This window comes from Aeromicrobium sp. Root344 (genome assembly GCF_001425755.1).
Classification (GTDB): domain Bacteria; phylum Actinomycetota; class Actinomycetes; order Propionibacteriales; family Nocardioidaceae; genus Aeromicrobium.
Genome location: NZ_LMDH01000001.1, coordinates 853879 through 871251 on the forward strand (window position 1 = coordinate 853879; position 17373 = coordinate 871251).

At 70.4% G+C, this 17373-nt stretch carries 17 protein-coding genes; 4 read left to right on the plus strand and 13 right to left on the minus strand.

What is annotated here, in order from left to right; translation table 11 throughout:
• Nucleotides 1-6 precede the first annotated feature (6 nt).
• Nucleotides 7-561, minus strand: coding sequence for a NuoB/complex I 20 kDa subunit family protein (locus ASC61_RS04210; protein ID WP_056209769.1), 555 nt, complete (start codon nt 559-561; stop codon nt 7-9).
• A 102-nt stretch (nt 562-663) separates the two neighbouring features.
• Nucleotides 664-1023 (minus strand): NADH-quinone oxidoreductase subunit A, encoded by a 360-nt coding sequence (locus tag ASC61_RS04215; protein ID WP_056209772.1) that lies wholly within the window; start codon nt 1021-1023, stop codon nt 664-666.
• A 221-nt stretch (nt 1024-1244) separates the two neighbouring features.
• Between ASC61_RS04215 and ASC61_RS04220 the strand changes: the two genes are divergently transcribed.
• Nucleotides 1245-1859, plus strand: a complete 615-nt coding sequence (locus ASC61_RS04220) for a hypothetical protein (protein WP_157439370.1) — start codon at nt 1245-1247, stop codon at nt 1857-1859.
• On the opposite strand, the gene ASC61_RS04225 is transcribed toward ASC61_RS04220, so the two are convergent.
• Complete coding sequence (locus ASC61_RS04225; protein ID WP_056209779.1) at nt 1856-2548, minus strand: demethylmenaquinone methyltransferase; 693 nt, start codon at nt 2546-2548, stop codon at nt 1856-1858. The genes ASC61_RS04220 and ASC61_RS04225 overlap by 4 nt on opposite strands.
• A gap of 27 nt (nt 2549-2575) precedes the next feature.
• Between ASC61_RS04225 and ASC61_RS04230 the strand changes: the two genes are divergently transcribed.
• Nucleotides 2576-3835, plus strand: coding sequence for an isochorismate synthase (locus ASC61_RS04230; RefSeq protein ID WP_056209782.1), 1260 nt, complete (start codon nt 2576-2578; stop codon nt 3833-3835).
• Here the strand turns inward: ASC61_RS04230 and ASC61_RS04235 are convergent.
• Nucleotides 3832-4605, minus strand: a complete 774-nt coding sequence (locus ASC61_RS04235) for a helix-turn-helix domain-containing protein (RefSeq protein WP_056209785.1) — start codon at nt 4603-4605, stop codon at nt 3832-3834. The genes ASC61_RS04230 and ASC61_RS04235 overlap by 4 nt on opposite strands.
• 87 nt (nt 4606-4692) lie before the next feature.
• Between ASC61_RS04235 and ASC61_RS04240 the strand changes: the two genes are divergently transcribed.
• Nucleotides 4693-5106: a hypothetical protein gene (locus ASC61_RS04240; RefSeq protein WP_056209790.1), complete on the plus strand. Its 414-nt coding sequence runs from the start codon at nt 4693-4695 to the stop codon at nt 5104-5106.
• 50 nt (nt 5107-5156) lie between these two features.
• Here the strand turns inward: ASC61_RS04240 and ASC61_RS04245 are convergent, their stop codons facing one another.
• From ASC61_RS04245 to ASC61_RS04275, 7 genes are all read right to left on the minus strand, one after another.
• Nucleotides 5157-5915 (minus strand): SGNH/GDSL hydrolase family protein, encoded by a 759-nt coding sequence (locus ASC61_RS04245; RefSeq protein WP_056209793.1) that lies wholly within the window; start codon nt 5913-5915, stop codon nt 5157-5159.
• Between the two features lie 28 nt (nt 5916-5943).
• The gene (locus ASC61_RS20410; RefSeq protein WP_056209796.1) at nt 5944-8874 is read right to left on the minus strand and encodes a helix-turn-helix transcriptional regulator; all 2931 of its coding nucleotides are present in this window, start codon (nt 8872-8874) and stop codon (nt 5944-5946) included.
• Nucleotides 8871-9062, minus strand: coding sequence for a hypothetical protein (locus tag ASC61_RS19915; protein WP_056209799.1), 192 nt, complete (start codon nt 9060-9062; stop codon nt 8871-8873). Before ASC61_RS19915 ends, ASC61_RS20410 begins: the two co-directional genes overlap by 4 nt.
• A gap of 80 nt (nt 9063-9142) precedes the next feature.
• The gene (locus ASC61_RS04260; RefSeq protein ID WP_056209802.1) at nt 9143-10657 is read right to left on the minus strand and encodes an aldehyde dehydrogenase family protein; all 1515 of its coding nucleotides are present in this window, start codon (nt 10655-10657) and stop codon (nt 9143-9145) included.
• Complete coding sequence (locus ASC61_RS04265) at nt 10654-12237, minus strand: GMC family oxidoreductase (RefSeq protein ID WP_056209805.1); 1584 nt, start codon at nt 12235-12237, stop codon at nt 10654-10656. The genes ASC61_RS04260 and ASC61_RS04265 overlap by 4 nt, the downstream gene beginning before the upstream one ends.
• Nucleotides 12238-12306: 69 nt before the next feature.
• Nucleotides 12307-13875, minus strand: a complete 1569-nt coding sequence (gene menD, locus ASC61_RS04270; RefSeq protein WP_056209808.1) for a 2-succinyl-5-enolpyruvyl-6-hydroxy-3-cyclohexene-1-carboxylate synthase — start codon at nt 13873-13875, stop codon at nt 12307-12309.
• A complete protein-coding gene (locus tag ASC61_RS04275; RefSeq protein ID WP_235503479.1) occupies nt 13872-14816 on the minus strand; it encodes an o-succinylbenzoate synthase in 945 nt (314 codons plus the stop codon). The genes menD and ASC61_RS04275 overlap by 4 nt, the downstream gene beginning before the upstream one ends.
• Nucleotides 14817-14853: 37 nt before the next feature.
• On the opposite strand from ASC61_RS04275, the gene ASC61_RS04280 reads away from it, so the two are divergent.
• Complete coding sequence (locus ASC61_RS04280) at nt 14854-15513, plus strand: SDR family oxidoreductase (protein WP_056209814.1); 660 nt, start codon at nt 14854-14856, stop codon at nt 15511-15513.
• A gap of 191 nt (nt 15514-15704) precedes the next feature.
• Here ASC61_RS04280 and ASC61_RS04285 read toward each other — a convergent pair whose 3' ends face one another.
• Nucleotides 15705-16748, minus strand: a complete 1044-nt coding sequence (locus ASC61_RS04285) for an AMP-binding protein (RefSeq protein ID WP_235503480.1) — start codon at nt 16746-16748, stop codon at nt 15705-15707.
• The gene (locus ASC61_RS04290; protein WP_056209818.1) at nt 16745-17305 is read right to left on the minus strand and encodes a hypothetical protein; all 561 of its coding nucleotides are present in this window, start codon (nt 17303-17305) and stop codon (nt 16745-16747) included. Before ASC61_RS04290 ends, ASC61_RS04285 begins: the two co-directional genes overlap by 4 nt.
• Nucleotides 17306-17373 lie beyond the last annotated feature (68 nt).

A 17373-nucleotide genomic window follows, 5' to 3' on the forward strand; every position in this document is an offset into this window, starting at 1 on the left:
CGTTCATCAACGCATCAGACCCTTCATGGCCGAGGTCGGCGTGGCGAGGAGGGCGACCTTCTCGTCTTCCTTGATCTCGTTGAGGCGGTTGACGCCGAGCTTCTCGTGCTGGATCTGGTCGTGCAGCTTGAGGATCGCGTCGATCAGCATCTCCGGCCGCGGCGGGCAGCCGGGGAGGTACATGTCGACCGGGACGATGTGGTCGACGCCCTGCACGATCGCGTAGTTGTTGAACATGCCGCCCGAGCTCGCGCAGACGCCCATCGCGAGGACGTACTTGGGGCCGGCCATCTGGTCGTAGATCTGGCGGACGACGGGGGCCATCTTGTTGCTGACGCGGCCGGCGACGATCATCAGGTCAGCCTGGCGCGGCGACGGCCGGAAGACCTCCATGCCGAAGCGGGCCGAGTCGAAGCGCGGGGCGCCGAACGTCATCATCTCGATCGCGCAGCACGCGAGTCCGAACGTCGCGGGCCAGAACGAGGCCTTGCGCATGTAGCCGGCGAGTCCCTCGACAGTCGAGAGCAGAACACCTGACGGCAGTTTTTCTTCAATTCCCACGTCGGCCGCTCCTCGTTTGGTCGTGCGCCCACGTCGTCAGTCGGGGACCGCGCCCGACGCGGGGCCCCTGACGTGCTGTGCTGAATTGGTCCTTCGCTTCGCTCAGTCCCATTCCAAGCCTCCACGGCGCCATACGTAGGCATAGGCGATGAACACCGTCAGCATGAAGATGAACATCTCGATCAGGCCGAACCACCCGAGCGCGTCGAACGCGACGGCGAACGGGTAGAGGAAGATGATCTCGATGTCGAAGACGATGAACAGCATCGCGATGATGAAGTAGCGGATCGAGACCTTGCCGCCGCCCTCGGGCAGCGGGCTCGGCTCGATGCCCGACTCGTAGCGGTCGAGCTTGGCGCGGTTGTAGCGCTTGGGCCCGGTCAGCGGGGCGATCGCGACGCTGCCAATGGCGAATGCAGCCGCAATGGCTCCGAGCACGATGATCGGCGTGTAAGCCGTCACGGCACCTCCCAGGCGTCAACCGACAGAGCAAGAGCTGTGTGTGTTCGTGCGCTTGTGAATCGCTTCACAACGTGATCACGGTCTCACCCTACGCCCGGGTTTTCGGCAGTGTCACTTAGGTCACACTAACCTCGAGATGGAGACCTGGGTCACACCACGACCGATCCCTGCGGCTGCTGGCGACGAACACCTCACAAGACCACACGAACGAGGTGCACGACATGCAGAACTCCTTGCTCATGAGCATCGGTGACTCGCACCGCGTGCTCGATGACCAGCTCGCCGCAGTGGGTCACGCCGTGCAGGAGCGCGAGTCGACCCGCGCCATCGTCCAGAAGACCGACGCCTTCATGATCCATGCGTGCCGGCACGTCTCGGCATCGTGCGCCGTCATCTTGCCGACCGCCCGCCGCGAGCTGCCCGGGGGCCGGCGTCGGGTGCAGCTCTACATCGAGCAGGTGCGGCGGCTCGAGCGGTCCGTGGCGCAGATGAAGCGCCGACTCTACGGCGCCTCACGATCCATCCGCCTGCCGTGGACTCAGGTCTGGGAGGCGATGCAGCACGAGCTGGCGGAGCTCATGGCGATCGAGCTGGCCATCGTCGCGGACGTCGCCGCAGATGTCGGTCCGCGCACCGGCGGCCGTTTGGCCCGCCGCCTCGCGGGCTCCGAGGCCGGCAGTCCGACCCGGCCGCACCCCAACTCCCCGCACACCGGGTGGTTCGCGCCGCTGAGCCGCCACTTCTGGGCCCGCGCCGACACGTTCTGGGACGCCGTCGAGGGCCGCGTCGTCGCCGGCGCCGTCAAGGCGTTCAAGGCGCCCGCACGGCTGGCCTAGGGGCGGAACGAGTGGTGCAGCGCGACGATGCCGCCCGACAGGTTGTGCCACTCGACCTTGCCCCAGCCCGCCTCGACCATGCGGAGCGCGAGGCCCTTCTGGTCGGGCCACTCGCGGATCGACTCGGCGAGGTAGACGTACGACTCGGGGTTGGACGAGACCTTGCGGGCGATCGTGGGCAGCGCACGCATGAGGTAGTTGGTGTAGACCGCGTCGAACGGGCCCCACGTCGGCGTGCTGAACTCGCACACCACGATGCGCCCGCCGGGCTTGGTGACCCGGAAGAGCTCGCGCAGGCCCGCGATCGGGTCGACGATGTTGCGCAGCCCGAACGAGATCGTGACGGCATCGAACGTCTCGTCCCCGAACGGCAGTCGCATGCCGTCACCGGCCGTGAACGCCAGGCGGGGCCGCTCGCGCTTGCCGACCTCGAGCATGCCGATCGAGAAGTCGCAGGGCACGACCGTCGCGCCGGCATCGGCGAACGGCTGGCTCGACGTACCGGTGCCCGCGGCGAGGTCGAGGATCGTCTCGCCCGGCTGCGGGGCGACGAGGTCGACGACGCGCCTGCGCCAGCGACGGTCCTGTCCGAGAGACAGCACGTCATTGGTCAGGTCGTACTTCTCGGCGACCCCGTCGAACATCTTCGCGACGTCGTGGGGTTCCTTGTCCAGACCGGCTCGGCTCACCTTCCCACCTTGCCACGGGTACGCTCAATGACTGTGAGCAACCCTGCTGTCGATGCTGCGACGGCGCCACTCCTGGTCCGCTCCTCACCGATCGACGACCCTGGCGCGCTGCTGTCACTGCTCCCTCCCACCGACGCGTTCGCGTGGGTGCACGGGGGCGACGGGCTCGTCGGCTGGGGTCGCGCCGCTGAGTTCTCCACGGCCGGGCCGGAGCGTTTCGGCGACGCCGCCGAGTGGTGGCAGGACCTCTCGTCGCACGCCGTCGTGCGTGACGACATCGACGTCCCTGGCTCGGGGCTTGTAGCGTTCGGCTCCTTCACCTTCACCGACGACGCCGCGGGCAGCACCCTCGTCGTCCCCGAGGTCGTCATCGGTCGCCGCGACGGCGTCGCGTGGGTCACGGTCATCGGCCCGGGCATCAGCTCGGCGCCCGAGATCGCCGTCTCGACGCCTGCAGAGCCGGTCGGCACGACGTTCGCCGACGGGCCGGTCGACAGCGTCACATGGCAGGGCCTGGTCGGCGAAGCCGTCAGGCGCATCGAGCAGGGCGGCCTCGACAAGGTCGTCCTCGCCCGCGACCTCGTCGCCTCGCTCGACGAGCCCCTCGACGTACGCGCTCCGTTGGCCCGGCTCGCTGCGGACTACCCCAGCTGCTGGACGTTCCACGTCGACGGCTTCTTCGGCTCGACGCCCGAGATGCTCGTACGCCTCGAGCGCGGACTGGTCACCTCGCGCGTGCTGGCCGGCACCATCAGGCGTACCGGCGACGACGCCCACGACCTCGCCCTCGCCGGGTCGCTGGCCCGGTCGAGCAAGGACCTCGAGGAGCACGAGTACGCCGTGCGGTCCGTCGCCGAGGCGCTCGCCCCGCACTGCACCAGCATGAACGTCCCCGAGACGCCGTTCGTGCTGCATCTGCCCAACGTCATGCATCTCGCGACCGACGTCACCGGCGTCATCCGCGACGACGCCAGCGTCCTCAGCCTCGCCGCGTCGCTGCACCCTTCGGCTGCGGTGGGCGGCACGCCGACGGCGGAGGCCGTACGCCTGATCGCCGAGATCGAGCTGCTCGACCGGGGTCGCTACGCCGGTCCGGTCGGCTGGATCGGAGCCTCGGGCGACGGCGAGTGGGGGATCGGCCTGCGGTCGGCACAGATCGAGGACGACGGGACGGTCGTACGCCTGTTCGCCGGCTGCGGCATCGTCGCCGACTCCGTGCCGGCCGACGAGCTCGCCGAGTCCAACGCCAAGCTCATCCCCGTGCGCGACGCCCTGACGCCGCGCTAGCCCTGGAGCGCTTTCGCCGTCGCGTCGTCCGCCGGCAGGAAAGCCTCGATGCTGAGCTCGGCGGCGGTCAGGTCCAGCGCCGTGCCGAAGGTCGTGACGGTGCTGATGAACGACAGCGGACCGTCGGGTGAGTCCAGCACCATCGGCACCGCCACCCCGCCGTCGTCGACGCCGGCCTGCATCCCACCGGGATGGTCGAGAAGCTCCTCGTGCAGGCTGCGGAGCAGCTCCGAGCCGCTCGCCGCGGCTTCTCGGGCCAGGCGGCCCAGCACGTGGAACCGCCACTCGGCGAGGTTGAGGATGCGCGGCGCCAAGCCCTCGGGGTGGAGGCTGATGCGCAGCGCGTTCGGAGACTCCATGAGGTGCGGCGCCACACCCTCGAGGATTGGCGCGACGCCGGCGTTCGCCATGACGAGGTTCCAGCCGCGGTCGACGACGAGGCAGGGATAGGGCTCGTACGCCACGAGGACCCGGTCCAGCCCGGCCCGGATCGCGCCGAGCTCGGGGTCGTCGAGTGGGCGTTCCGGGAACGCCGGCGCGAACCCGGCGGCGATGAGCAGCTGGTTCTGCTCACGCTTCGGCACGTCGAGCGTCTGGGCGAGCTGCAGCACCATCGACCGACTGGGCCGGGACCGGCCGGTCTCGACGAAGCTGAGGTGGCGCGACGAGATGCCCGCCTCGATCGACAGGTCGAGCTGGCTGAAGTGGCGGCGCCGGCGCCACTCACGCAGGAGGGAGCCGACGGGTGAGGCGGCGGTCGCAGCGGTCATGTCCCCCACTCTCGCGGATCCGGGGACGCCGGGCCATGACCTCACAGGTCATTGCGACGCCTACCTGCCCCGTCCAGACTCCTCGGCATGAACACGACAACAGCTGACACCACCACTGCCACCACGGGCCCGGTCACCCTCAAGACCGCGCTCCTGCTCGATGCCGCGACCACCGGAGCGAACGGCCTGGCGTACGTCGCCGGCGCCTCGGTCCTCGACTCGCTGCTCGGGCCGTCGCCGACCCACTTCGTCCTCATCGGCGTCTTCCTCGTGGGGTGCGCCGCGATCCTCGGGGTCATCGGCACCCGTCGGCCGATCCCGCGCGGGTGGGCCACGTTCGCCGCCGAGGTCAACGTGGTCTGGGCGATCGGCTCCGTCGCCGTGGTCGCCCTCGGCTGGCTGGACCTCACCACGACCGGTGCGGTCTGGACGCTGCTGCAGGCGGGACTCGTCGCGACCTTCGCGATGCTGCAGCTCACAGCGCTGCGGCGTACGTCCTGACCCTCGACGGTGACCGAGCGACCTGTTCCGGCATGGGACAGGTCGCTGCGTCACCGCTGGACGGGGGTCAGGGTCGGCCAGCGCGGGCTGAGGTTGTCGCCGGAGGAGACGCCGGTGAGCCGCCGCTTGACCCAGGGCGCGGCGTGCGCCTTGGCCCACTCGAGGTTGGCGGCCCGGCGCTCCTTGGTCGTCAGCGGGGAGACGGGCGGCAGCTCGGCCATCGTCAACGTGTGCTCCACGCCGAGAGCATCCAGCACCGCGATCGCCATGCGTTGGTGCCCGAGGCTCGACATGTGCATGCGGTCGACGTCCCACATCCGGTCGTCGCGGTAGTCGCGCAGGCGCCAGAAGTCGACGAGAGTCGCACCGTACGTGTCGGCCACCTGGCGGACGAGCTCGTTGTAGATCGCGAAGCGGCCACGCAGGGCGCCGAACACCGGCGAGCCGCCCGGGTCGTACGCCGTGAAGAGCAGCAGGTGCGCCCCGGCATCGACCAGCCGGCCCAGCGCCACGTCGTACGCGGTGACGAGCCGGTCGATGTCGATGCGGGGGCGCAGGACGTCGTTGGCGCCGGCATAGATGCTGACCAGGTCGGGCTTCATCTCGATCGCCGGATCGATCTGCTCGGCCAGGATGGGCAGCAGCTGCTTGCCGCGGATCGCGAGGTTGGCGTAGGTGAAGTCGTCGCCGGCCAGCACCTCGGCGACCCGGTCGGCCCAGCCGCGTACGCCGTTGGGCAGGGCCGGGTCGTGGTCGCCGACGCCTTCGGTGAACGAGTCGCCGAGCGCGACGTAGCGATGAAATGGCACGGGGTCAGGCTAGCGAGTGACGTCGGCGTCAGTCGTCGAGGAGTCCGCGGCGGCGCGCGATGGCCGCCGCCTCGGTGCGACCCGAGGCGGCCAGCTTGGCGAGGATGTTGGAGACGTGGACCGACACGGTCTTGGTGCTGATGAAGAGCCGGCTCGCGATCTCGCCGTTGCTGAGCCCGGCGCTGACCTGCTCGAGCACCTCGCGCTCACGCGGAGTCAGCTCGATGTCGGACCTGGTGGGCCGCCGCGTGAGACCGCCGATCTCGCTGAGCAAGGGCCTGGCTCCGAGCCGCTCGGCGGTGACCCGGGCGTCGGCCAGGAGCTGCTTGCCCTCGGCCTCGCCGCCGGTCGTCAGCAGCACCGCAGCCAGCCGGGTCGCGGAGCGGGCGGCCTCGTAGGGGTCGTCCATCCCGATGAACGCCTGGTGGGCGCGGCGCCACAGCTCGGTCAGCTCGTCGCCCTCTGGCACGTCGACGCCGGTCAGCCAGCGCAGCCGCGCGTGCTCGGCGTGCACGCGGAGCTGCCACGCCACACCCTCAGGTCCCATGGGGTGGATGCCCGCCGCGACCCGGTCGGAGAACTCGGCCAGCTCTGCCGCCTGAGCGAGCAAGGGTGCATGGTCGGCGCGATCGAGCGTCGGCACCGCTGTGGCGTACTGGCCGACCAGCAGAGCCGAGAGCCGGATGCCGCCGGAGAACAACGGCTCGTCCCAGGCCCGAACCTGCAGGTCGGCGAGGTCGTCGAACGCCCGCCGTGCAGCCGACAGGTCACCCGCTACTCCGTGGAGCTCGATCAGAGCAGAGGTGGCATGCACCGAGGCGGAGATCTCGTGGCGCCACAGCGAGCGCATCGTGAGGGTGCGTTCGACCTCGTCGACATTGCCCCGGCCGGCATGCACCATGAGGGCGATCGCGGCGAGTGACGCATCGGGGATCGCGGGAGCGTCGGCGCCGACGTCGCGCAGCGCCAGTGCCTCGTCCCACCGCCCACGCATGTAGCAGATGAGTGCGGAGTAGAACCGGCCGTCGAATCCGTAGGGCCCCCAGGCCCACCCCGTCTCGGAGGCCCGGACCATGCCGTGCCGGAACGCGTCCTCGGCGTCGTCGAGCTCTCCGGCGTTGTAGTTGACGAACGCCAGCTGGTGCAGCCCGCGGAGCTCACCCAGCACGTGCCCGTCGGCACGGGAGACCTCGACGAGCTCGAGGAATCCACGCTTGGCCTTCTCGGGGTCGTCGCCCGTGCGGACCATGACGCGGGTCAGCGTGGCCTTGGCGTCGGCGATGACGTCGGCCGCACCGATCTGCTCCGCGATCGCCAGTGCCCGCTCACCCCACTCGATCGCCTCGTCGTGGCGCCTGCGGTTGGACGCCGTGCGCGCCCGCAACGCCGCGACCTCGGCCCGCAGCTCGGTCGGCTCGTCGGGCACGACCTTGACCGCCTCGAGGCTCGCCTGCTCGGACTCGCTGTCGAGATTGGCGTAGTAGGCCGTGTCGCCGATCGCCACGAGCAGGCGACCCCGGTCCTCTGCGGGCGCGTCGGACGGGAGCTGTCCGAGATGGTCGCGCAACAGCTCGACGGCGCGCAGCAACCGGCCCGAGGTGACGAGCGCAGAGGACGCGTCGATCACGAGCTTGACCGGATCGAGGTCGGGCGACGCGGCATCGACGAGGGTCAGCGCCTGCTCGTAGTGCTGGGCCGCCTCGTCGTAGCCCGACAGCCGTTGGGCCTGCTCGGCGGCCTGGACGCTCGCCAGGAACGCCGTCTCGCGCTCGCCGGCGCCGAGGGCGTGCAGGGCGATCTCCGCGGCCGGACCACGGCGACTGCCCGAGGTGAGCGCCTCGAGGTAGGCCGCGTGGATGCGCCGCCGCTCGCCGGGGAGCAGGTCGTCACGCACTGCCTCGGCGAGAAGAGCGTGCCGGAACCAGTAGGAGTCCTCCCCGACCCGGGTGAGCACCTTGTGGTCGATCGCTGAGCGGAGGGCCTCGTCGAGCTCGTCCTCAGCAAGCCCGACGACCTGCGTCAGCACCGCGTAGTCGTGGCGCGCGTCGGAGCACGCCGCAGCGCGGACGAGCCGGCGGGCGTTGTCGTCGAGCCGCTCGAGTCGCATCAGCAGCAGGTCGGCCAGGGTCTCGGGCAGGGCGCCGTCGACGTTGGCGAGGCCGGCGTCGAGCAGCTCCTCGGCGAAGAACGCGTTGCCGGCGGCGCGGCGCACGACAGCCAGCAGGCTCTCGCTGTCGAGCGCGTCGGCACCGTGAGCGCGGACGAGCTCGACGACGTCACCGTCGTCGAGCGGTTCGAGCTCGATGCGACGGACACCTGGCAGGCGTACCCATTCCGACAGCGCCTGGCGCAAGGGGTGGCGGCGGTGGAGGTCGTCGGCGCGATAGCTCACGACCACGTGGACGGGACCGTGGAAGCCGTGGGACAGCACGAAGCGGATGAGGTGGCGAGTCGAGGCGTCGGCCCAGTGGGCGTCCTCGATCACGAGGAGGAGCGGTTGGTCGGCGGCGAGTGAGTCGAGCCCGGCGACGACCGACGCGAACAGCTCGGCGCGCTCGACGCCGTCACCCGGGGCCGACGAGGGCCAGGGCAGGAGGGGCCCAAGCGCAGGGAAGCGAGCGGCGAGCTCGTCGCGCTCGGCGTCGGCGATCGACGCGAAGGCCTCGGAGAACGGCTGGTAGGGCGGTGCGCTGTCGCCGAGGTCGAGGCAGTGCCCGGCGAGGACACGGTGGCCGGCGGCTCGCGCTCGAGCACCGAGCTCGCGCAGCAGCCGGGTCTTGCCGATGCCGGCGTCGCCGCCGATCAGCACGACGTCGCGGGCGGCGGGGTCGGTCACACCGGCGGCCTCGAGCAGCTGCTCGAGCTCGCGCACCCGGCCGATCAGGGGGGTCGCGGGGGTCCGGTCGTGAGCCATGTCCCCCATCATGTCGGACGCGGCCGACATGGGGGCGATGGTCATACGTGCGCCGTCCGCCCCACCGTCATGCTGACGAGGCGTACGACGAGACCGCGGCGCGGCTTGCGGGCGCGCCGCGGGGCGAATCCGCTGCGGTCGCGCTCGTGCCGCGACAGCTCGGTCAGGGCCATTGCCACGGCGTGGTGGCGGCTCATCTCGACAGGGACGAAGGCTTCTGGACTCAGGATCATGACTCCAGAGTCGTCGCATGAGGTAGCCCGCCACATCGGGCGACCTACCTAGTTTCGGAAGGCAGGTACCTCAGATCTGCCTACTTCAGCGTCTTGCTGCCTCCGTGCATCACGGTGATGAGCTTGAGCGCCTTGTTGTCGGTCTTGGCGTCACGCGCGAACGACGTGAGCATCATGAGCGGCTTCATGCGCTGGCGGGTGATCGCCTTGGCGTACGTGAACTCCTTGAGGCCGTCCGGGCCGTGGATGCGGCCGAAGCCGGACTGGCCGACGCCGCCGAACGGCAGGCCGGGCACCGCGGCGAAAGCGATGACGGAGTTGACCGACGTCATGCCCGAACGGATGCGACGGGCGATGTCGACTCCGTTCTTCTTGGCGAACACCGAACCCGCGAGCCCGTACGACGTCGCGTTGGTCAGCTCGACCGCCTCGTCCATGTCCTTGACCGGGTTGATCGCCAGGGTCGGGCCGAATGTCTCCTCGGTGATCTCCGTCGAGTTCTCGGGCACGTGCGTCAGGATCGTCGGCTGCACGAACCGCTCGCCGACCGCCTCCGGACCACCCATCACGACTGTCGCGCCCTTGGCGATCGCGTCGTCGATGTGACTCTTGATGATGCCGATCTGCGACGGCATCGTGATCGGACCGAGCTTGGCCCCGGCGTCATCGCCGGCGCGCAGGTCCTTGGCCTGCTCGGTGATCTCCGTGATGAATGCGTCGAAGACCTTCTCGTGGACGTAGACCCGCTCGGTGCCGATGCACGTCTGGCCGGCGTTGGACATGCCGCCCCACAGCGCCGCCTCGGCGGCCTTGGTGAGATCGGCGTCCTCGTCGACGATCAGCGAGTCCTTGCCGCCGGCCTCGATCAGGACGGGGGTGAGGTTCTGGGCGCAGGCGGCCATGACCTTCTTGCCGGTCGGGCCGGACCCGGTGAACGCCAGCTTGTTGATGTCGGCGGTGCACAGCGCGTTGCCGGTCTCGCCGAGTCCCGTGACGACCTGCAGCACCGGACGGCCGTGGACGACCTCGGTGAACGTGTCGGCGAGCCACTGGCCGACACCGGGTGTGTACTCACTGGGCTTGAAGACGACGGAGTTGCCGGCGGCCAGGGCGTACGCGATGGAGCCCATCGGTGTGAAGACCGGGTAGTTCCACGGGCCGATCACGCCGACGACGCCGAGTGGGTGGTACTCGACCGACGAGGCCTGGTTGGCCATGAGCAGTCCCGACGAGACCTTCTGGGGACCGAGGATCTTCTTGGCGTGCTTGGCGACCCACGCGATGTGGTCGATCGCGATGATGATCTCGAGCTGGGCGTCGCCGTGCGGCTTGCCGGTCTCGCGGTGCGACAGCTCGGCGAGCTGCGCGATGCGGCGGGTGATGACGCTGCGCCAGGTCAGGAGGTAGTCGCCGCGTTCCTTGAACGTCAGCCCGCCCCACCACGCCGACGCGTCACGAGCGCGGGCCACTGCGGCGTCGACCTCGGCTCGGCCCTGGATGGGGTAGGTGCCGACGACGTCGCCGTTGGCGGGGTTGAGCGAGTCGAAGGTCGGCGTCGTGCCGCTCTCGACCGTGGGCTCCAGAATTGCGGTCATCTCGACTCCTTGATGAGGTCGGCAGCCTTCTCGCCGACCATGATGGCAGGTGCGTTGGTGTTGCCACGGGGTACGCGCGGCATGACGGAGGCGTCGGCGACCCGCAGGCCCTCGACGCCGTGGACCTTGAGGTCCGGATCGACGACGCTGCCCTCGATCGTGCCCATCGCGCAGGTCGCGACCGGGTGGTAGAGCGTCTGGCACAGCCGGCCGATCGCGGCCACGATCTCGTCAGTCGTGGGTTCGGCCGACGCCGGGATCCAGGGCTCGTCGATCAGCTTGGCCAGCGGGCCCTGGCTGACGATCTGCTGCACGGTGCGATAGCCGGCGATCATCGCGTCGAGGTCGGCACCGTCCGCGAAGTAGCCTGCCTCGATCTCCGGGTGCCACGTCGGATCGGCCGAGCGCAGCCGGATGTGGCCCTTGCTCTCGACGCGTACGAGCGTCGAGGCGATCGTCAGCCCTCGGCGTACGGGCTCGTGCAGCCCGTTGTCGTAGAACCCTGACGGCGCGACGTGGAACTGCATGTCGGGCGCCGCCATGTCGTCGCGCGTCCGGAAGAATCCGCCGGCCTCGCCGACGTTGGAGGTCAGTGGTCCGCGCCCGGCCTTCTGCGCCTTGAGCACGTTGCCGAGGGACAGGAATTCCGCAAGGTCGGTGGTGTCCTTGGTGTAGAACAGCGCACCGGAGACGGGGTGGTCCTGCAGGTTCTGGCCGACCCCCGGCAGGTCGACGCGTACGTCGATGCCGTGCTCGCGCAGGTGTGCGCCGGGGCCGATGCCGGACAGCATCAGCATCTGTGGGCTCGCGATGGCGCCCGCCGACAGGACGATCTCGGCCTTGGCGCGCGCTGTGTGGGTCGCACCCGCACGGCGATAGGTCACGCCGGTCGCGCGCGTGCCCTCCAGCTCGATGCGGGTCACGAACGCCTCGGTCAGCACCGTCAGGTTGGGGCGCTTGCGGGCGGGGTGGATGTAGGCGTCCGCGACCGACCAGCGGCGTCCCTTCTTGCACGTCACCTGGTAGAGCCCGGCACCCTCCTGCTCGGCGCCGTTGAAGTCGTCGTTGCGCTTGAAGCCCGCGGTCACGGCCGACTCGACGAACGCGTGGCTCAGCTCGTGGCTGTAACGGCGGTCCTCGACGTGCAACGGTCCACTCGTCCCGTGGAACTCGTCGTGCAGCCGGGTGTTGCCCTCGGCCTTCTTGAAGTAGGGCAGGACGTCGTCGTAGCCCCAGCCGGTCGCACCGTAGGAGTCGCGCCACTCGTCGTAGTCCGCGCGGTTGCCGCGGATGTAGATCATGGCGTTCATCGACGAGCAGCCGCCGAGCGCCTTCATGCGCGGCCAGTCGGCCCGGCGGCCGTCGAGCTGCTTCTGCGGCGTCGTCTGGTAGCCCCAGTCCCACTTGGTCTTGAACAGTGAAGGGAAGGCCGCCGGCAGGTGGATCATGTCGTCGTCGTCCTCGGGGCCGGCCTCGAGGAGGAGTACCGACACGGATGGGTCCTCGGTCAGGCGCGCGGCGACGACTCCTCCGGCGCTGCCCGATCCAATGACGATGTAGTCGTAGCTGTCGTCGCCCATGAGTCCCTTTCAGCGGCCGTGACGCGTGCCACACAACCTACTGCGGGTATGTCGCTGACACAACCAGTGTCAGGGTCGGACGGCAGCCCGGACCGCAGCGCCGATCCGTGCCGTCAGGTCGCGGCGCCCGGCCCGGTCGACGGGGACCTCGAGGACCCTGATGCCCAGGACGTCCTCGTCGAGCGCGGCGCCGAGGTCCGCGGGCTCGACGCGCCGGTGCGGCACCCCGTACGCCTGGCACATCGCCGCGATGTCGGCGCCGGTCGGCGTGGCGTAGACGCGTTCGAACGTCGAGGCGTACTCCGGGGCTCCTTGCTCGAGCGTCGAGAAGATGCTGCCCCCGTCGTCGTTCGCCACCACGATCGTGAGGTCGGGCCGGGGCTCGCCGGGTCCGATGAGCAGCCCGTTGCTGCCGTGCAGGAACGTGAGGTCGCCGACGTACGCGATCGAGCGGCTGGACGTACGCGCGAGGGCGGCGCCGATCGCGCTCGAGAGCACGCCGTCGATGCCGGCCAGCCCACGGTTGGCGATGATGAGTCTGCGCTCGCCGACCGTGGAGGGCCGGGCCACCAGGTCGAGGTCACGGATGGGGCTCGACGAGCCGATGAACAGCAAGCCCTCGGGTGGGACTGCGGCGTTGATCGTGCGGGCGACGTCATACGGTGTGGTGCCGTCGAGAAGTGCGTCGATCGCCGCGGTTGCTGCGGCGTCGGCGGCCCTCCAGTCGTCGAGCCAGCCGCGAAGGCTCGCGTCCGCGACCTGGACGGAGTCGACGAACGTGACGTTCTTGCCAGCCGGCACGGGGAAGGTCTCCTGCGTGCCGACATGGATGATCTCGATGTCCGTACGGGACAGCAGCTGTGTGACCGGCCGCGAGAGGGTGGCGTGGCCGAAGCTGACGACGCGCTCGATCTGCTCCGCGAGCGGGGAGTGCTGCAGGAGCATGCGGTAGGCGACGAGCGCTTCGTCTCCGTTGCGCGAACCCGAGCTGGGCTCGGCGAGGAGGGGCCAGTTGCCGATGAGTGCGGCCATCCGGGCCGGCTGCTTGGCGTCGTCACCCGCGACGACGACGGTGCGCGGCCCCGGTTGGAGCATGAGGGTCTCGCCCTCAAGCTCGACGGACGAGACGGCGAACGCGGGGTGGAAGTCCCACTCAATCGGCTCCACCAGCGGCTCGTCGAGCTCGAGGTTGAGGTGCGCCGGCCCCCCGACGATCGCCTTGACCCGGTCGAGAAACGGGATGCCGGGGAAGATCTCGCGCTGATCCGTCGTCTGGTTGGCGCCGGTCCCCCGCAGGCGAGCCGGACGGTCGGCCGTGACGGCGAGGACCGGGACGTACGAATGTCTGGCCTCGAGCATCGCCGGGTGCAGATTGGCGACCGCCGTGCCTGAAGTCGTGATCACCGGCACGAGGCGTCGAGATGACTTGGCCAGGCCCAGTGCGAGGAAGCCCGCCTCGCGCTCGTCGACGCGGACGTGGAGCCGGATCAGCCCTTGCTCGTCGGCCGCTGCGAACGCCAGAGCGAGTGGGCCCGACCGGGAGCCCGGCGCGAGTACGGCGTCGGTGACCTTCCATCCCAAGAGGGTGTTGACGAGTCGGCGGGCAACGCCGACGGCGTGCTGCTTGTCGTCGCTCATGCCAGCACCGCGCGTACGGCCGACAACCGCGCCTGCCAGCGGGCGTCGGTCTCGCCGTCGGCGGCGACCGCGTCGTACGCCATCGGGTCGAGCACCTGACGACCGACCGGCAGGAGCCCGTCGACAGGTCGCAACGGTTCCGCGACCACGTCGCCGGCGAGCAGCGAGGTGGTGGCGAGGCCGCAGGCGTAGGGCAGGTCCGGGAGGGCGGCGGCCAGGGCGAGGCCGGCGGCCAGCCCGACCGACGTCTCGACGGCGCTGGAGACGACGACCGGCAGTCCGATCTGCTCCGCGATCCGCAGGCACGCATGGACTCCGCCGAGCGGTGCGACCTTGAGCACTGCGACGTCGGCGGCCTCGAGCTCGACGACGCGGAACGGGTCGTCGGCGCGGCGGATCGACTCGTCGGCCGCGATCGGGACGCCGACCTTGCGGCGTACGGTTGCGAGCTCCTCGACCGAGGCACAGGGCTGCTCGACGTACTCGAGGCCGTGGGCGGCGATGTTGAGCGCGGCGATCGCGCTGATCGCGTCGTCGACGGACCAGCCGCCGTTGGCGTCGACGCGGATCTTGCCGCGTGGCCCGATGGCGTCGCGGACCGCCTCGACGCGCTCGACGTCGTCGGCGAGGGTCTGGCCCTTCTCTGCAACCTTGACCTTGGCGGTCGCGCACCCGCTCCTGCGCACGATGCCGTGCGCCTGCTCGGGACCGACGGCGGGAACCGTGCAGTTGACCGCGACGTGTGTGCGTACGGGTGTGGGCCAGGCGCGCTCCGCCGAGTCGAGCGCGGCGGCGAGCCAGGGCGCGCTCTCGCGGGCGTCGTAGTCCAGGAACGGGCTGAACTCGGCCCACCCGGCGGGACCCTCGACGAGCATCCCCTCACGCCGGTCGATGCCACGGAACCGCGTGGGCATCTCGATGGCGTACGTACGGAACTGCACGACTGGCAACTTACCGCCCGGTCCGTAGCGTGGAGTCATGACTCGTGTTGCCATCGTCGGAGGCCATGGCAAGATCGCCCGCCTCCTCATCCCGCTGCTCGTCGACGCCGGGCACCAGCCCGTGGCGCTCGTCCGCAATCCCGACTACTCCGCCGAGCTCGAAGCGCTCGGCGCCGAGGTCGGCATCCTCGACATCGAGCAGGACGGCGCGGAGGCATTCGCCGAGGCGTTCACCGGTGCCGACGCCGTGGTGTTCGCGGCCGGCGGTGGCCCCGACGGCAACATCGAGCGCAAGCGGACGGTCGACCTCGGCGGCTCGCTCAAGTCGATCGAGGGCGCACGTGCGGCGGGCGTCAGCAGGTTCGTGCAGGTCTCGGCGATCGGCGTCGACCAGCCGCTCGGCGGGGACGCCGGCGACGTGTGGACGGCGTACGTCGAGGCCAAGCGCGACGCCGACATCGCGCTGCGCGACAGCGACCTCGACTGGACCATCATCCGGCCCGGCGGCCTGACCGACGACGCACCGACGGGCCAGGTCGAGCTGGCCGACAAGGTCGAACGCGGACAGGTGCCTCGTGCCGACGTCGCAGCCGTGATCGTCGCGGCGCTCGACGAGCCGGCCACGATCAACCGCCAGTGGGAGCTCGTCAGCGGCAAGCACCCGATCGACGACGCCATCGCCGGGGCCGTTGCCTAGCGCCTGCGCACGCATCGGCGGTGACCCAGGTCGAACCTTCGCGCGTCGGCGGTGACCCAGGTCGAACCTTCGCGCGTCGGCGGTGACCCAGGTCGAACCTTCGGACCTCGCGTTCGACCAGACTCACCGCTCCCGCAGCCTTCCGACCCCGCGTTCGACCAGACTCACCGCCCACTCGCCGGCGCCGTCGCCTAGGCCCGTGCGGCGCGCCTCAAGGCCTCGCGGTCGAGCTTGCCGCCGGAGAGCAGCGGCAGGGCGTCGAGCAGGACGACCTCACGAGGTGCCCACGTGCGGGGCAGCCCCGCCTCCTCGACGCCGTCCCGCAGCTCGTCGAGCCGCAGCCCGTCGAGGCACACCGCGTCGTCGGGCACGAGAAAGGCCACGACCCGCGCGCCCCACTCCTCGTCGGGCACGCCGAGGGCGACCGCGTCGCGCACCCCGTCGTACGTTCGGAGGGCAGCCGTCACCGCCGGCAGCGGAATGTTGACACCGCCGCTGATCACGACGTCGTCGAGGCGGCCGGTGACGTGCAACCGGCCCTCGTCGTCGATCGAGCCGAGGTCGGCCGTCGCGAACCAGCCGTCGTGCAGCACCCGGGCGGTCGCCGCCGGGTCGGCGTAGCCGTCGAACAGCACCGGACCGGCGAGCTGCACCTGACCCGCGTCGTCGATCCGCACCTGCACGCCGTCGAGCGGCAGCCCGTCGTAGACACATCCCCCGCAGGTCTCGGTCATGCCGTACGTCCGCACGACACGAACGCCGGCCCTTCGGAGCGTGTCAAGGAGCTCCCCCGGAACCGCCGCACCGCCGATCAGCAGAGCATCCAGACCGGCGAGGACCGCGACGTCGCCCGACTCGACGAGGCGGTGCACCTGCGTCGGCACGAGCGAGGCGTAGCGACGAGTGCCGGGGACCGCAGCGATCGCCGCGTCCAGCGACGCGTGCTCGTCGGCGTACGCGGGCTCGAGACCGGCGACCGCCGAACGTACGAGCACCTGGAGGCCCCCGACGCCGCTGACCGGCATGGCCTGCAGCCAGCCGCCGGGTCCGCCGAGCCGGTCGAGGCTCGCGTGCGCGGACGCCAGCACGGCGGCGTGCGACAGCACGACGTCCTTGGGCTCGCCCGTGCTGCCGGAGGTACGGATGACGATCGGCTCGGCGCCGTCGCGGACCCAGGGCTCGACCAACGCGAAGACCTCACGCGGCGACCCAGCGACGGGTCGCAGCCCGGTCACTCCGGCTCCCCCGGCTCGGCCGGATCGTCGAGCGGACGCTTGAGGTAGGTCCAGGGGAACCACATCGTGCCGATGCGCTCCCAACCCTTGGACTCGAGATCCTTGGCCTTGCGGCTGCCGATCACGGCCCGCTTGTGCTCCCACTGCACGGGCGACTTCTCGACGTCGTGGAACAGCGGGCCGTACCCGATCGAGTGCCAGCCGTGCCGACCCCACGCGTTGAGCACGTCGATCTCGTTGAACGCGGTGAGGCCCACGAGCTGCCGCAGCTCGGCCGTGCCGGGGATCGGGACGGGCCGGTGCCCGAAGCGCTGCTGCGCCGCCTGACGCGACATCCCCAGCGCGGAGCCGATCGCCTCCCAGCTCGATCCGGCGGCGCGCGCAGACGTCACGGCGGACCTCAGCAGGCGGCCGACCTCCTCGTACGTACGGTGGGTCAGCACCACCAGATCGAGGTGCGCCTCGGGCTCGCTCTCGAGCCGCCGCTCGATCGTGGGATCCAGCCGGGCTATCGCCCGGCCGATCAGATCCGAGAACTCCTGGTCGTCGATCGCCATGTCGTCAACGCTAGCTTGACACTCAGCAAGCGTCAACCTGACGTTGACATGCTGTCAGGTGGCAGACT

What these genes read in the sequence shown, in the direction of transcription:
- ASC61_RS04220 (WP_157439370.1), top strand. Translation starts at nt 1,245, where the DNA reads ATGCAGAACTCCTTGCTCATGAGCATCGGTGACTCGCACCGCGTGCTC.
- ASC61_RS04230 (WP_056209782.1), top strand. Translation starts at nt 2,576, where the DNA reads ATGACTGTGAGCAACCCTGCTGTCGATGCTGCGACGGCGCCACTCCTG.
- ASC61_RS04235 (WP_056209785.1), bottom strand. Translation starts at nt 4,605, where the DNA reads ATGACCGCTGCGACCGCCGCCTCACCCGTCGGCTCCCTCCTGCGTGAG.
- ASC61_RS04240 (WP_056209790.1), top strand. Translation starts at nt 4,693, where the DNA reads ATGAACACGACAACAGCTGACACCACCACTGCCACCACGGGCCCGGTC.
- ASC61_RS20410 (WP_056209796.1), bottom strand. Translation starts at nt 8,874, where the DNA reads ATGACCATCGCCCCCATGTCGGCCGCGTCCGACATGATGGGGGACATG.
- ASC61_RS19915 (WP_056209799.1), bottom strand. Translation starts at nt 9,062, where the DNA reads ATGATCCTGAGTCCAGAAGCCTTCGTCCCTGTCGAGATGAGCCGCCAC.
- ASC61_RS04260 (WP_056209802.1), bottom strand. Translation starts at nt 10,657, where the DNA reads ATGACCGCAATTCTGGAGCCCACGGTCGAGAGCGGCACGACGCCGACC.
- ASC61_RS04265 (WP_056209805.1), bottom strand. Translation starts at nt 12,237, where the DNA reads ATGGGCGACGACAGCTACGACTACATCGTCATTGGATCGGGCAGCGCC.
- menD (WP_056209808.1), bottom strand. Translation starts at nt 13,875, where the DNA reads ATGAGCGACGACAAGCAGCACGCCGTCGGCGTTGCCCGCCGACTCGTC.
- ASC61_RS04280 (WP_056209814.1), top strand. Translation starts at nt 14,854, where the DNA reads ATGACTCGTGTTGCCATCGTCGGAGGCCATGGCAAGATCGCCCGCCTC.
- ASC61_RS04290 (WP_056209818.1), bottom strand. Translation starts at nt 17,305, where the DNA reads ATGGCGATCGACGACCAGGAGTTCTCGGATCTGATCGGCCGGGCGATA.